The 14,067-nt window shown below is 72.4% G+C and carries 10 protein-coding genes; 6 read left to right on the top strand and 4 right to left on the bottom strand.

All coding sequences use genetic code 11. The features are described 5' to 3' along the window. Positions 1-137 precede the first annotated feature (137 nt). Genes AB0910_RS21630 through AB0910_RS21620 form a run of 3 tightly spaced genes read left to right on the top strand, consistent with a single transcriptional unit; the run spans position 138 to position 3,833 of the window. Positions 138-1,532 carry a carbohydrate ABC transporter substrate-binding protein gene (locus AB0910_RS21630; protein ID WP_366746240.1) on the top strand — a complete coding sequence of 465 codons (1,395 nt, stop codon included), beginning with the start codon at positions 138-140 and terminating at the stop codon, positions 1,530-1,532. 4 nt (positions 1,533-1,536) lie between these two features. After that, entirely contained in the window at positions 1,537-2,886 is a 1,350-nt protein-coding gene (locus tag AB0910_RS21625) for a sugar ABC transporter permease (protein ID WP_366746239.1), read from the top strand. Continuing rightward, positions 2,883-3,833: a carbohydrate ABC transporter permease gene (locus AB0910_RS21620; protein WP_366746238.1), complete on the top strand. Its 951-nt coding sequence runs from the start codon at positions 2,883-2,885 to the stop codon at positions 3,831-3,833. Before AB0910_RS21625 ends, AB0910_RS21620 begins: the two co-directional genes overlap by 4 nt. 50 nt (positions 3,834-3,883) lie before the next feature. On the opposite strand, the gene AB0910_RS21615 is transcribed toward AB0910_RS21620, so the two are convergent. After that, positions 3,884-4,492 carry a TetR/AcrR family transcriptional regulator gene (locus tag AB0910_RS21615; protein ID WP_366746237.1) on the bottom strand — a complete coding sequence of 203 codons (609 nt, stop codon included), beginning with the start codon at positions 4,490-4,492 and terminating at the stop codon, positions 3,884-3,886. Positions 4,493-4,634: 142 nt separating this feature from the next. Here AB0910_RS21615 and AB0910_RS21610 point away from each other — a divergent pair, with 142 nt between their 5' ends. Continuing rightward, on the top strand, positions 4,635-5,558 hold the full coding sequence (locus AB0910_RS21610) for an ABC transporter permease (protein ID WP_366746236.1): 924 nt from the start codon (positions 4,635-4,637) through the stop codon (positions 5,556-5,558). Continuing rightward, entirely contained in the window at positions 5,551-6,354 is an 804-nt protein-coding gene (locus AB0910_RS21605; RefSeq protein WP_366746235.1) for an ABC transporter ATP-binding protein, read from the top strand. The genes AB0910_RS21610 and AB0910_RS21605 overlap by 8 nt, the downstream gene beginning before the upstream one ends. A 90-nt stretch (positions 6,355-6,444) precedes the next feature. Here AB0910_RS21605 and AB0910_RS21600 read toward each other — a convergent pair whose 3' ends face one another. From AB0910_RS21600 to AB0910_RS21590, 3 genes are all read right to left on the bottom strand, one after another. After that, complete coding sequence (locus AB0910_RS21600) at positions 6,445-11,421, bottom strand: NAD-glutamate dehydrogenase (protein WP_366746234.1); 4,977 nt, start codon at positions 11,419-11,421, stop codon at positions 6,445-6,447. Between the two features lie 417 nt (positions 11,422-11,838). Next, the gene (locus tag AB0910_RS21595) at positions 11,839-12,510 is read right to left on the bottom strand and encodes an HAD hydrolase-like protein (RefSeq protein ID WP_366746233.1); all 672 of its coding nucleotides are present in this window, start codon (positions 12,508-12,510) and stop codon (positions 11,839-11,841) included. A 114-nt stretch (positions 12,511-12,624) separates the two neighbouring features. Continuing rightward, the gene (locus AB0910_RS21590) at positions 12,625-13,131 is read right to left on the bottom strand and encodes a hypothetical protein (RefSeq protein ID WP_366746232.1); all 507 of its coding nucleotides are present in this window, start codon (positions 13,129-13,131) and stop codon (positions 12,625-12,627) included. 311 nt (positions 13,132-13,442) lie between these two features. Here AB0910_RS21590 and AB0910_RS21585 point away from each other — a divergent pair, with 311 nt between their 5' ends. Then, on the top strand, positions 13,443-13,958 hold the full coding sequence (locus AB0910_RS21585; RefSeq protein ID WP_366746231.1) for an Rv3235 family protein: 516 nt from the start codon (positions 13,443-13,445) through the stop codon (positions 13,956-13,958). Positions 13,959-14,067 lie beyond the last annotated feature (109 nt).

Below are 14,067 nucleotides of genomic sequence, written 5' to 3'. Positions count from 1 at the left end.
TCCGCGGTCTTGCCTGTCATGAACACCGGGCGTAGGACTGGTCCGCACGGGACGGGACGACGCCGCCGCGTCCGGCTGCGCGGCCTGTCTTCGAGCGTGGATCGATCCGCACGCACGGGAGAGACGGGGAAGTCGCGATGCGCACAACTCGTACGGCAGGCAGGGTTCTGACCAGGAGACCCCGGGGCATCCGGGCGGCGGCGGTGCTGGTCGCGCTCGGCGCGACGGCCCTGGCCGGATGCGGCGGCTCCGACGCGGGGGACGGGAAGGGCGGCGCGTCCCCCTCGGCAGGGCAGAGCACGGGCGGCGGGGTCGCCCTGCCGAAGCTGACGGGGCAGAAGATCGAGGTGGCCGCCGTGTGGACGGGGCCGGAGCAGGCCAACTTCACCAAGGTCCTGGACGCGTTCGAGAAGCGCACGGGCGCCACGGTGACGTTCGTGCCCGCGCAGGACCCGATCGTCAACTTCCTCGGTACGAAGATCGCCGGCGGCAGCCCGCCGGACGTGGCGATGCTCCCCCAGGTCGGCGCGATCGACCAGGCCGTGGCGCAGAAGTGGGCCAAGCCGCTCGGCGCGGCCGCCAAGGCGGAGCTCGCGAAGAACTACAGCGAGGGCTGGCGGGACCTCGGCACGGTCGGCGGCACCCCGTACGCGGTCTACTTCAAGGCCGCCAACAAGTCCCTGGTCTGGTACAACGCCAAGGCGTTCGCGAACGCGGGCGCCACCGTGCCCAGGACGTGGGCGCAGTTCCTGAAGACCGCGGACACCCTCTCCGCCTCCGGCGTCACCCCGCTTTCGGTGGGCGCCGCGGACGGCTGGACGCTCACCGACTGGTTCGAGAACGTGTACCTCTCGCAGGCGGGCCCGGAGAAGTACGACCAGCTCGGCAAGCACGCCATCAAGTGGACCGACCCGTCCGTGGCGAAGGCGCTCTCCACGCTCGCCCAGCTGTTCGGCCGCCCCGACACGCTGGCGGGCGGCCCGGACGGCGCGCTCCAGACGGAGTTCCCCGCGTCCGTCACCCAGACCTTCACCGGCGGGGACGCGCCGAAGGCCGGCATGGTCGGCGCGGCCGACTTCGCGGGCGTCAACGTCCAGCAGACCAAGGCGAAGATCGGCACCGACGCCAAGATCTTCCCGTTCCCCGCGGTGGGCGCCGCCTCCCCGGTGGTGACCGGCGGCGACGCGGCCGTGGCCCTGAAGGACACGCCGGGCGCGCAGGCGCTGCTCACCTATCTCGCCTCGCCCGACGCGGCCAGGATCTGGGCCGCCCAGGGCGGCTTCGTCTCGCCCGACAAGAACCTCGACCTCGCCGCGTACCCGGACGCCGTGCAGCGCTCCATAGCGAAGGCGCTGATCGCGGCGGGCGACGACTTCCGCTTCGACATGTCGGACTCGATGCCCCAGTCGTTCGGCGGCACGCCGGGCAAGGGCGAGTGGAAGGACCTCCAGGACTTCCTGAAGAACCCGAAGGACGTCGCGGGGGCCCAGCGGAAGCTGGAGGCCGACGCGGCCAAGGCGTTCAAGGGCTGAGGCCGTGGCCTCCACGGCAGCGGGGGGCGCGGGCGCTCCTGCGTCCCCCGCGCGCGACACGCGCGGCAGCGTGACGGGCACGCGCACGGTGGTGGCTGCGGGCTTCCTGCTGCCGGCCCTCGTGCTGCTCGGCGCGCTCGTGGTCTACCCGATCGGGTACTCGCTCTACCGCTCACTCCTCGACGCGTCGGGCCACCGCTTCGCCGGCCTGGACAACTACGTCACGGTCTTCACCGACAGCTCGATCCTCAAGGCCGTCGAGAACAACGTGATCTGGGTGGTCGTGGCGCCCGTCGCCGCCACCGCCCTCGGCCTGGTCTTCGCGGTCCTGACCGAACGGGTGCGCTGGGGCACGGCGTTCAAGCTGGTCGTCTTCATGCCGATGGCGATCTCGATGCTGGCAGCCGGGATCATCTTCCGCCTCGTCTACGAGCAGGACCCGGCGCGCGGCGTCGCCAACGCGGTCTGGGTGGGCGTGCACGACACGTTCGCCGAGTCCTCGGGCTACCCGGGCGCGCACCCGCTGCCGGTCCATCCGCTGAAGGCGGGCGGCGGCGGCTCGTTCGTCACCAAGGCGCCGGTGCACGCGGGAACTCCCGTACGGCTGCCGCTCGTCGGCGTGCCGCCGCGCACCATGCCGTCGGACGCGACGCCTGCGCGTGCGGCGGCGCCGGAGCCGGGCGAGGTCACCGGGACCGCCTGGCTGGACTTCACCCTCGGCGGCGGCGGGAAGCCCGATGTGATCGACCCCGGGGAGCGCGGGCTCAGGGGCCTCACCGTCCAGGCCGTCAAGGGCGGGAGGGTCGTCGCGACCGCGAAGGCCGCGGCCGACGGCACGTTCACCCTGCCGCGCGCGGCGGACGGCGCCGTGCTCTCGCTGCCCGCGGCGAACTTCAGGGAGCCGTACAACGGCGTCGAGTGGCTCGGCCCGCGGCTGGTGACCCCGGCCATCATCGGCAGCTACCTGTGGATGTGGGCCGGGTTCGCGATGGTGCTCATCGCCGCCGGGCTCGCGGGCATGCCGCGCGAGCTGCTCGAGGCGGCGCGGGTCGACGGCGCAGGCGAGTGGCAGGTGTTCCGGCGGATCACGGTCCCGCTGCTCGCGCCGGTCCTCGGCGTGGTGCTGGTCACGCTGATGATCAACGTGCTGAAGATCTTCGACCTCGTCTACATCATCGCGCCGGGCTCGTCGCAGGACGACGCCAACGTGCTGGCGCTCCAGCTCTACCGGTCGTCGTTCGGCACGGACGCGGACCTGGGGGTCGGCAGCGCGATCGCGATCCTGCTGCTGCTCCTGGTGGTCCCGGTGGTGCTCGTCAACATCCGCCGCATGCGCAGGGAGAAGCGCCGATGACTCCGGAGGAACCGGTGGCGGGCGGCGCGCTCCGCCCTGCGGCGGGCCGCGCGGGCCGCGCCCGTACGGCACCCGGCCGCGCCCCCGCGGGCGCGGGACGCTCGCTGCCCGCGCGGATCGCGGGCCGCGTCGGCGGCGGCGCGGTGCGCGCGGTGCTGGTGCTGGTCGGCCTGTTCTGGCTGATGCCGACGATCGGCCTGCTGCTCTCCTCGCTGCGCGGCCCCGACGACATCGCGGCGAGCGGCTGGTGGCAGGTGTTCACCAAGCCGTCCCAGCTGACCCTGGAGAACTACGCCAACCTCCTGGACAACGACGCCATCACGCACTCGCTGCTGTCCACGGTCCTGATCACCGTCCCCGCGACGCTGCTCGTCGTGGTGATCGGGTCGTTCGCCGCGTACGCCTTCGCCTGGCTCGACTTCCCCGGCAGGGACTGGTGGTTCATCGGGGTGGTCGCGCTGCTCGTGGTGCCCGCGCAGGTGGCGCTGATCCCGGTGTCCCGGCTGTTCGGGGCGATCGGGATCTTCGAGACGACGCTCGGCGTGATCCTCTTCCATGTCGCGTTCGGCCTGCCGTTCGCGGTCTTCCTGCTGCGGAACTTCTTCGCAGAGATCCCGCGCGAGCTGCTGGAGGCCGCGCGGCTCGACGGGGCGGGCGAGATCCGGCTCTTCACCCGGGTCGTGCTGCCGCTCGGCGGGCCCGCGATCGCCTCGCTCGGCATCTTCCAGTTCCTGTGGGTGTGGAACGACATGCTCGTGGCGCTGGTGTTCGCGGATTCCAAGAACCCGCCGATCACCGTCGCGCTCCAGCAGCAGGTGCGGCAGTTCGGCAACAACGTGGACGTGCTCGCGCCCGGCGCGTTCCTTTCGATGGTCGTCCCGCTGGCCGTCTTCTTCGCGTTCCAGCGGCAGTTCGTCTCCGGCGTGCTGGCGGGGGCCGTCAAGTAGCGGTGGGCACAGGTAAGGACAGGCGGCGGCCCGTGTGCACGGGCCGCCGCTCACCCCCGCCCGAGCGCGGCGACCGCGGCGGTGGCCAGGTCGTCCAGATAGCCCTTGGGCAGCGGCGCGCGGACCACGGCGAGGCGCCAGTAGAGCGGGCCCACGATCAGGTCGAGCGCGGTGTCGGGGTTGGTGCCCTCGGGCAGCTCGCCCCTGGCCACCGCCTCCCGCACGACCACCGCGGCGATGCCGCGCTGGCCGTCGAGCAGGGTCGCCCTGATGGTCTCGGCGATCTCCGGATTGCGGGCCGACTCGACCAGCAGGTCGGGGATGACCTGGGAGGCCACCGGGTGGCGCAGCGCGGCGGAGGCGACCTGGAGCAGGGCGCGCACATCGCCGTGGAGCGAGCCGGTGGCGGGCGCCGGCAGGCCCTGCGCGGCGAAGACGGAGACCAGGTCGAGTACGAGGGCGAGCTTGGACTTCCAGCGCCGGTAGACCGCGGTCTTGCCGACCCCGGCGCGCCGCGCGATGCCCTCGATGGACATGCGGGCGAAGCCGACCGCGGCGAGCTCCTCGAAGACGGCGGCGCGGATGGCGTCGGTGACGTCCTCCCGGAGTACTGCGGCCCCCGCGGGGACGCGGCGTGCGGTGCCCGATCCCTTGGTCATCTCTTGAGCATAGCGTCACGACGCTACGGTTGCGTTGCGACGTGAGGGGCCCGTACGCTCTCCGATGCGACGATACGGAACCGTTCCGTCGTCGGTGTACCGCCCCTGTGGAACCACGTCGACCACGCCGAAAGCGACTCCTGTGAGCCAGACGATCGCACCGACTCATGCCACTCCCCCGGCGCCGGAACCGGAGGAGGACCTCGCAGCGCTCGCCGCGCGCCACGGACTCACGGTCAGCGGGGCGCGCCCCACGCTGCCCCAGTACGTGGGGCAGCTGTGGTCGCGGCGGCACTTCATCACGACGTTCGCCACGGCCAAGCTGACCTCCCAGTACAGCCAGGCCAAGCTGGGTCAGATCTGGCAGATCATGACGCCGCTGCTCAACGCGATCGTCTACTTCTTCATCTTCGGTGTGCTGCTCGACACCAAGCGGGGCGTGCCCGACTACATCCCGTTCCTGGTCACGGGCGTCTTCATCTGGACGTACACGTCGAGCTCGGTCACCGTCGGCACCCGCGCCATCTCCGGCAACCAGGGCCTCGTGCGCGCGCTGCACTTCCCGCGCGCCTCGCTGCCCCTCTCGCTGGTGCTCCAGCAGCTCCAGCAGCTGTTCTTCTCGATGTGCGCGCTGGTGCTGATCCTGGTGGGCTTCGGCCAGTACCCGCGGTTCCACTGGGTGCTCGCGATTCCCGCGCTGTTCTGCCAGTCGCTGTTCTGCGCCGGGATCTCCCTGATCATGGCGCGGCTCGGCGCCAAGACCCCGGACGTCGCGCAGCTGATGCCGTTCATCACCCGGGTGTGGATGTACACGTCGGGCGTCATGTGGAGCGTGCAGAAGCTCACCAGCGGCCACCAGGACATCCCCCACTGGGTCGTGATGGCGCTGCGCTGCCAGCCCGGTGCCGTCTACATCGACATCATGCGCTACGCGCTGATCGACAGCTTCCACGGCAGCCAGCTCCCGCCGCACGTCTGGGCGCTCTGCCTGGGCTGGGGCCTGCTGTTCTTCTGCGGCGGCTTCATCTACTTCTGGCGTGCCGAGGAGAGCTACGGCCGTGGCTGAGCAGCAGCGGATTCCGACCGTCGTCGCGGACGGCGTGCACATCACCTACAAGGTCCACGGGACCAAGGGCGGCAAGGGCAGCGCCACCTCGGCGCTGAGCCGGATGATCTCCAGGCGGCCCGCCGTCGGGGTCAGGGAGGTCCACGCGGTCAAGGGCGTCAGCTTCGCCTCGTACCGCGGCGAGGCGATCGGCCTGATCGGCTCGAACGGCTCGGGCAAGTCCACGCTGCTGCGGGCCGTCGCGGGCCTCCAGGTGCCCTCGGCGGGACGGATCCACACCGCGGGCCAGCCGTCGCTGCTCGGCGTCAACGCGGCGCTGATGGCCGACCTGACGGGCGAGCGCAACGTGGTGCTCGGCGGGCTCGCCATGGGGATGTCCCGGCGCGAGGTGCGGGACGTCTACGAGGAGATCGTGGAGTTCTCCGGCATCAACGAGAAGGGCGACTTCATCTCGCTCCCGATGCGGACGTACTCCTCCGGCATGGGCGCGCGGCTGCGCTTCTCGATCGCGGCGGCGAAGAAGCACGACGTGCTGCTGATCGACGAGGCGCTGTCGACGGGCGACGCGAAGTTCCAGGCCCGCAGCAAGGACCGCATCGCCGAGTTGCGGGAGCAGGCGGGCACGGTCTTCCTGGTCAGCCACAGCAACAAGGCGATCGTCGAGACCTGCGACCGCGCGCTGTGGCTGGAGGCGGGCGTGCTGCGCATGGACGGCCCCGCCGAGGAGGTCGTCGCCGCCTACGAGGAGTTCACGGCGGCGAAGCCGAAGGCCAAGGCGGCGGCCGCGCGCTCCTGACCTGGCCGGCAGCGCACCGCGGCGCCCCCGGGCCGGAGTGATCCGGACCGGGGGCGCTCGCGTGTGCGGGGCCGGCTGCGGTGTGCCGGGTCAGCTGTGGGTGCGCAGCAGCGTGCGCATGGTGCGCATGGCCACCGAGAGGTTCGCCAGGTCGAAGGAGTCGGAGCCCTGGATCTCCTCCAGGGTGTTGCGGGAGCGCGCGAGGATCGCCGCGTTCTTCTCCTCCCACTCGGTGAACCGCTCCTGCGGGGTCGCGCCGTCGCCGCCGAAGGCGAGCACGTCCGCCGTGAGCGAGGCGTGCGCCGCGTACAGGTCCTCGCGGATCGACACGCGCGCCATCGACTTCCAGCGGTCCGTGCGCGGCAGCTCCAGGATGCGGTCCATCAGCTCGGTGATCCGCAGCCGGTCGCCCAGGTCGTAGTAGACCTCGGCGACGGTCAGCGCGTCCTTGCCCGTGCGGTCGGCGATCGCCACGACGTCGAGCGCGGAGAACGCCGAGGAGAAGCCGGCGACCCGGGTCGCGAACTCCTTCGGCACGCCGGCGCCGCTCATCTGCTCCAGGATCGAGTCGAACCACTCGTGCTCCGTGCCGAGCAGCAGCGAGGGCAGCTGCGACCAGACCCGCTCCACGCCGTCGGCGAAGAAGGCGATGGTGTCCGCGATCTGGAGCGGCTGCGGCCTGTTCCCGAGCAGCCAGCGGGTGCCGCGCTCCACCAGGCGGCGCGAGTGCAGCCTGATCCGGGTCTGCACGTCGGCCGCGACGCTGTTGTCCAGCTCCTCGACCGCGTCCCACACCGCGCCCAGGCCGAAGATCTCCCGCGCGGCGGTGTGCGCCCGCACGATCTCCTCGATGGAAGCGCCCGTCTCCTCCCGCAGCCGGTGCAGGAAGGTCGAACCGCCCGTGTTGACGGTGTCGTTGACGAGGACCGTGGTGATGATCTCCCGGTGCAGCGGGTGGGCGTCGATCCGCCCGGCGAACTCGCCGCGCAGCTGCGTGGGGAAGTACGCGTGCAGCAGCTTCAGCAGGTACGCGTCGTCCGGCAGGCTCGTCCCGATCAGCTCGTCCGCCGTGGTGATCTTGGTGTACGCGATGAGTACGGCCAGCTCGGGCTGGGTGAGCCCGCCACCGGCGTTGAGCAGCTCGCGGATCTGCCGGTCCCTCGGCAGGAACTCGATGTCCCGGTCGAGGTGCCCCTCGCGCTCCAGGCGGCGCATGAAGCGCATGTGCGCGTGCAGCATGTCGGAGGACTGCGTGACGGCCGCGGCGAGCGCGGTGTTCTGCGCGTAGTTGTTGCGCAGGACCAGCGCGCCGACCTCGTCGGTCATCCCGGCCAGCAGCCTGTTGCGCTGCTTGACGGTCATGTCCCCGTCCGTGACGAGGCCGTTGAGCAGGATCTTGATGTTCACCTCGTGGTCGGAGGTGTCCACGCCCGCGCTGTTGTCGATGGCGTCGGTGTTCACCTTGCCGCCCTTGCCGCCGGCGCCGCGCCGGGCGAACTCGATCCGGCCGAGCTGGGTCAGGCCCAGGTTGCCGCCCTCGCCCACGACCTTGGCGCGTACGTCCTCGCCGTTGACGCGGATCGCGTCGTTGGCCTTGTCGCCGACGTCCGCGTGGGTCTCCGTCGCCGCCTTGACGTACGTGCCGATGCCGCCGTTCCACAGCAGGTCGACGGGGGCCTTGAGGATCGCCTGCATCAGGTCGGCCGGCGTCAGCTTGGTGACGCCGCCCTCGATGCCGAGCGCCTCGCGCACCCGCGCGTTGACCGGGATGGACTTCGCCGTGCGCGGGTGGATGCCGCCGCCCGCCGAGAGCAGGCTCGTGTCGTAGTCGGCCCACGAGGAGCGCGGCAGCTCGAACAGGCGGCGGCGCTCGGCGAAGGACGCGGCGGCGTCCGGCGTCGGGTCGAGGAAGATGTGCCGGTGGTCGAAGGCGGCGACCAGCCTGATGTGCTCGGAGAGCAGCATGCCGTTGCCGAAGACGTCGCCCGACATGTCGCCGACGCCGACGACCGTGAAGTCCTCGCTCTGCACGTCGTGGCCGAGCTCGCGGAAGTGCCGCTTCACGGACTCCCAGGCGCCGCGCGCCGTGATGCCCATGCCCTTGTGGTCGTAGCCCGCGCTGCCGCCCGAGGCGAACGCGTCGCCGAGCCAGAAGTCGTACGAGACGGCGACCTCGTTGGCGATGTCGGAGAAGCTGGCCGTGCCCTTGTCGGCCGCGACCACCAGATAGGTGTCGTCGCCGTCGTGCCGCACCACGTCCTTCGGCGGCACCACGGCCCCGCCGACCAGGTTGTCGGTGATGTCGAGCAGCGCCGAGATGAAGACCTTGTACGAGGCGATGCCCTCGGCGAGCCACGCGTCGCGGTCCGCCGCCGGATCGGGCAGCTGCTTGGCGACGAAGCCGCCCTTCGCGCCGACGGGCACGATGACGGTGTTCTTCACCATCTGCGCCTTGACCAGGCCGAGGATCTCCGTGCGGAAGTCCTCACGCCGGTCGGACCAGCGCAGGCCGCCGCGGGCGACCTTGCCGAACCGCAGGTGGACGCCCTCGACGCGCGGCGAGTACACCCAGATCTCGAAGGCGGGCCGCGGCGCCGGCAGGTCGGGGATGGCCTGCGGGTCGAACTTCATCGACACGTAGTCGTGGTGGGTGCCGTCGGCCGTGCGCTGGAAGAAGTTCGTCCGCAGCGTGGCGTCGACCAGGCTGAGGAAGGAGCGCAGGATGCGGTCCTCGTCGAGGCTCGCGACCTGGTCGAGCGCCGCGTCGAGCTCCTCGGTCAGCGCCTCGGTCAGCTCGATGCCCGCGCTCTGCCGCTCCGGCTTCATGCGCGCCTCGAAGAGGGAGACCAACAGCCGTGCGGTGTGGACGTTGTGGCGGAGCGTGTCCTCCATGTAGTCCTGGCTGAAGGTGGCGGCGGACTGCCGCAGGTACTTGGCGTACGCGCGCAGCACCATCGCCTGGCGCCAGGTGAGCCCCGCGGCGAGCACCAGCGAGTTGAACCCGTCGTTCTCCGCGGCGCCCGTCCAGACCGCGGCGAACGCCTCCTGGAAGCGGGTGCGCACGTCGTCGGCCGGGTAGCCGCCGCCGGCCGGCGCGACGGGCATCCTGAGGCCGAAGTCGTAGATCCACGCGCGGGTGCGGTCGGCGCAGCGCAGCTCGTAGGGGCGCTCGTCGACGACCTCGACGCCGAGGTGCTGGAGCACCGGCAGGACCGCGGTCAGCGAGACCTGGTCGCCGGTCCTGTAGATCTTGAAGCGGCGCTCGTCGGGCCCCGCGCCGACCGGTTCGTACAGCGACAGCGCGAAGTCGCGCTCGCCCGTGTCGAGCGCCTCCAGGTGGACCAGGTCGGCGACGGCGGCGCGCGGCGTGTGGTCCGCCTTGTAGCCCTCGGGGAAGGACGCGCCCCAGCGGCGCAGCAGCTCGGCCGCGCGCTCCTCGCCGCACTCGGCGTTGAGCGCCTCGCCGAAGGCGTCGGCCCAGGAGCGCGCGGCCTCCACGAGGCGCGTCTCGATCCGCTCGGCGTCGGCGTCCGTCAGCTCGCTCAGCTCGGTGCCCGGCTCGACCCGGACCACGAAGTGCAGCCTGGAGAGGACGGACTCGGTGTTCCAGGCGGTGAAGTCGACGCTGCTGCCGCCGAGTTCCTCCTTGAGGATGTCGATCAGCCGCAGCCGCACGCCTGTCGTGTAGCGGTCGCGCGGCAGGTAGACGAGCGCGGAGTAGTAGCGGCCGTACTCGTCCTTGCGCAGGAAGAGCCGGAGCCTGCGGCGCTCCTGGAGGTACAGCACGCTCGTGGTGATGGAGCGCAGCTCGTCGACGGGCGTCTGGAACAGCTCGTCGCGCGGGTAGGTCTCCATGATCTGCATGAGGTCGCGGCCGTCGTGGCTGTTGGGCGTGAAGCCCGCGCCCCGAAGGACCTCGGCGACCTTGCGCCGCACCACCGGCACCCGGCGCACCGACTCGGTGTACGCGGCGGACGAGAACAGGCCGAGGAAGCGGCGCTCGCCGACCACGTTGCCCTCGGCGTCGAACTTCTTCACGCCGACGTAGTCGAGGTAGCTGGGCCGGTGCACCGTGGCGCGGCTGTTGGCCTTGGTGAGGATGAGCAGCCGGTGCTCGCGCGCCTTGGCGCGGGCGCCCGCGGGCAGCCTGCTGAACGACGGGCTCGCCGGGTGGTCCTCCGCGTCGTGGTGGCGCGGGTCGGAGCGCAGGACGCCGAGGCCGGTGCCGGGCTCCGCGACCAGCGCGTCGGGGTCGGTGAGGCGGTACTCGCGGTAGCCGAGGAACGTGAAGTGGTCGGCCGCGAGCCAGCGCAGCAGCTCCCTGGCCTCCTCGACCTCGCCCTCCGCGAGGTCGGCGGGGGTGGGCTCGCCCGGCAGTTCGTCGGCGATGCGGAGCGCGGCGCCCCGCATCTTCTCCCAGTCCTCGACGGACTCGCGCACGTCGGACAGGACGCGCAGCAGGCCCGCCGTGATCTGGTTGAGGTCCTCGCGGTCGGTCTCCCGGTCGAACTCGACGTGGATCCACGACTCGTTGTGCGTGTCGTGGGCGCCCTCGGGCGCCGCCGTGCCCTCGGGCAGGATCTCGATCAGCCTGCCCGCCACGTCGCGGCGCACGGCGATCTGCGGGTGGATGACAAGGTGGATGCCCCGCCCGCCCCTGGTCAGCTCGTTGGTGACGGAGTCGACGAGGAAGGGCATGTCGTCCGTGACGACCTCGACCACCGAGTGCGTCGAGGTCCAGCCGTTCTCCTCGACGGTCGGCGTGTGCACCCGCACGTTCGCCGTGCCCTGCGGCCGGTTCTCGGCCAGCCGGTAGTGGGAGACGGCCGCCCCGTAGACGTCGACCGGATCCCGTCCCGCCAGATCCTCGGGGGCCGTGTGCAGGTAGTAGCGCCTGAGGTAGCCGAGGAGCGTGTCCTGGTCCTGCCTGCCGCCGCTGCCGGGCTCGACGGGGTCGCGGTCCGGCCGCCGGCCGCCCGGGCCCGCGGTCTGCCCCATCGGGCCGTCAGCGACCCGTGCCGCCCGAGCGAGCAGCTCGGTCTTGGCTTCGTCCAGGTTGGTCTGCATGTCCTCTGGCTCCTGTCGCGCGCCGTTGCGTGACGTAGGTGAACGAACCGACACAACGCCACGACGCGGTGTTTCCGGTCGGGGTCGACGTTATGCCGCGATGAGAGATGTCCGCGACGAATTCGGCCACATCGGGCCGCGCGTCCGGCTCCGGGGGTACACCGACCGCCTCGGATATGTCAGCGACCGCCCGGCCGCCGCGGCGCTCCGGGCGCGTGCAGGGGGCCGTGCCCGCTCCGCATATCGCGCTGATCACAGGCCGACCCTATCTCCCGCAACGGGTACGCCGTCACGCGCCACAGGTGTACAAAAGCGGGCGCGGACTTTGCCGGTCTGGACAGCGGCACGGCCCCGCGCCCCTCTCCCCCGCACCGGCACCCCGCCCGCCCCCGCGCGCTTCCCCCGCCTCGCCGCACCTCACCCCACCAGCGTGTACGCCGTCTCGACCGCCTCCTTGAGGGTGTCCACGACGGGCACCCCGGCCGCCGCGAGGCCGGCCCTGCTGTGGGAGCCGCCGGTGTACAGCACGGCGCGCGCCCCGACGTGCCGGGCCGCGACGGCGTCGTCCAGGGCGTCCCCGATCACGACCGTGTGCTCGACGGAGACCGCGCCGGAGGCGGCGAGCGCGGCCACGTGCCGGGCCATCTGCTCGGCCTTGCCGCCACCCGAGGGGCCCGTACGGCCGTCCACCCGCACGAAGTGCCGGTCGATGCCGAAGCCGCCGACCACCAAAAGCAGCTCCTCGTGCGCGAACAGGCTGCACAGCGACTGGGAGCGGCCCGCGAGCGACCATGCGGCCAGCAGCTCGGCCGCGCCGTCGGCGAGGCCGCACGCGGACCTGCGGGCCGTGTAGTGGCGGTGGAAGGCGGCGTCCATCACGAGCCACTCGGCCTCGGTCGGCCGCCTGCCGACCAGCCGCTCGTAGAAGACCGGCACCGGTACGCAGTACAGCTCGCGGTACCGCTCCAGGGTGAGCGGCTCGATGCCGATCTCCGCGAACGACGCGTTCGTGGCGGCGAGGACCGCCTCGATGTCGTCGAAAAGCGTGCCGTTCCAGTCCCAGACGAGATGCGCGCTGTGATTCCCCATGCCCGAAACCGTACCCACGGGGTACGACAACGGGCCGCGGCGGCCCCGCGCCACGGCCTCTTCCGGCCGGGCCGAGGCCGGGCCCGGCCACGGCCTCCCGCACGGTCAGCCGAGTCAGCCGACGAGGCCGGGGATCTCCTGCACGCCGTACCAGAGCAGCTCGTGGTCCTCGGCGCCGTCCACGACGAACTGCGCGTCGTCGTCGCCCTGGTCGGCGGCCCCGAGCGCGGCGGCCGCCGCCGACACGTCGTCGTGCGCGTCGTCCGCGTCGACATGGACGGCCGCCGCCTTGGCCAGCGGCACGGCGGCGGCGATCCGCACCTCGCCGACCGAGCCGCCGTCGAAGCCGCGGTCCGGGTCCGCGAGGGCGTCCTTGTCGGGCACGTCGGCGGCGACCACCACCCGGCGCCGCTGCACGGACGGGTCCGTGGCGAGCGCGCGCAGCGAGGCCGCCGCCGCCCGGTTGAGCGCCGCGTACTCCAGCTCCTCGATGTCGTCGGAGACGTACCACTCGCGCAGCCCCGGCGTCACCGCGTACGCCGTGAGGGGGCCGGGGCCCAGTTCGCCCGTCCGGTGCGCCTCGGCGAGCCCGGGGAGGGTCAGGGGGACGTAGACGCGCATGGGCGGGACCGCTTTCGTGTGGGCCGGCGGGGTTCTGTGCTGGTCGAGGCGGTGTCCAGGATACGTGCGGGTGTCCTCCCTCGGAGTGACGCCTGCGCGGCGCCCGCGTCCATCGCGCGTCGCGCCGGGGACGCGGCGCACCGTGCGGTTCCGGTGCCCGCGCTCCCCGCGTTCACTCACCCGGGTGACGCGGCGCGCCGCCGCCGCGCGGTGCCGGGGACCTTGCGCACCCCTCGTCACTGCCCGTAGAAGATGCGCAACACAAAGTTACCGACCGGTAGACCGGTCGGTGGCAGAACGGGGGCGTTCGCATGACCACCACGAAGACCGTGCCGATGCCGGGGCGTACGCCGGTGCCGGGGCGTACGCACATCGCGCGCACGTCCGACGCGTCCGCCGCGCGCGTCATCAGCGCACGGCGCCCGCCGTCCCGGCGCGACCCGCGCGGCCCCGGGGCGGGGCCCGCCGGGCGCAGGGCACCGCTCCGTCCGCCACACAGCCTGTTCGCCGAGCGCCTGCTCGCGGTGCTCAGCGGCGAGCGGCCTGTGCACTGGATGCTCGGCTGGACCGTGGGCGAGGCGTACGAACAGCTCGTACGGCTCGCCCCTGCCACCCCGCTGCGGCCGCGCCCCGGGCAGCCGACGCCTGTGGTGCGCCGCTGCCGCGCCTTCCGCCCAGGACCCGACGCGGTGGAGGCGTTCGCGACCCTCGCCTCGGGCGACCGTGTGCGCGCGATGGCCTTCCGCCTGGAACGCGCCCCCGACCGGCGCTGGCGCTGCGCGGCGGTCGAGATCGACGGCCCGCGCCCGCCGCGCACGGAGACCTGAGGGGCGCGGCGGCGGGCCCGGACGGCGCGGGGGGCCGCACACGCCCCGGGCCGGACGCGCGCTGTGGCGGCGCGGTCCGGCCCGAGGCGTGGAGCCGCTCGCGCGGCCC

Source organism: Streptomyces sp. NPDC047002, from assembly GCF_040704505.1.
In the GTDB taxonomy this organism is placed as follows: Bacteria; Actinomycetota; Actinomycetes; order Streptomycetales; family Streptomycetaceae; genus Streptomyces.
The sequence above is the reverse complement of the archived record's forward strand: the minus strand, read 5'-3'. Positions and strand labels throughout refer to the sequence as shown.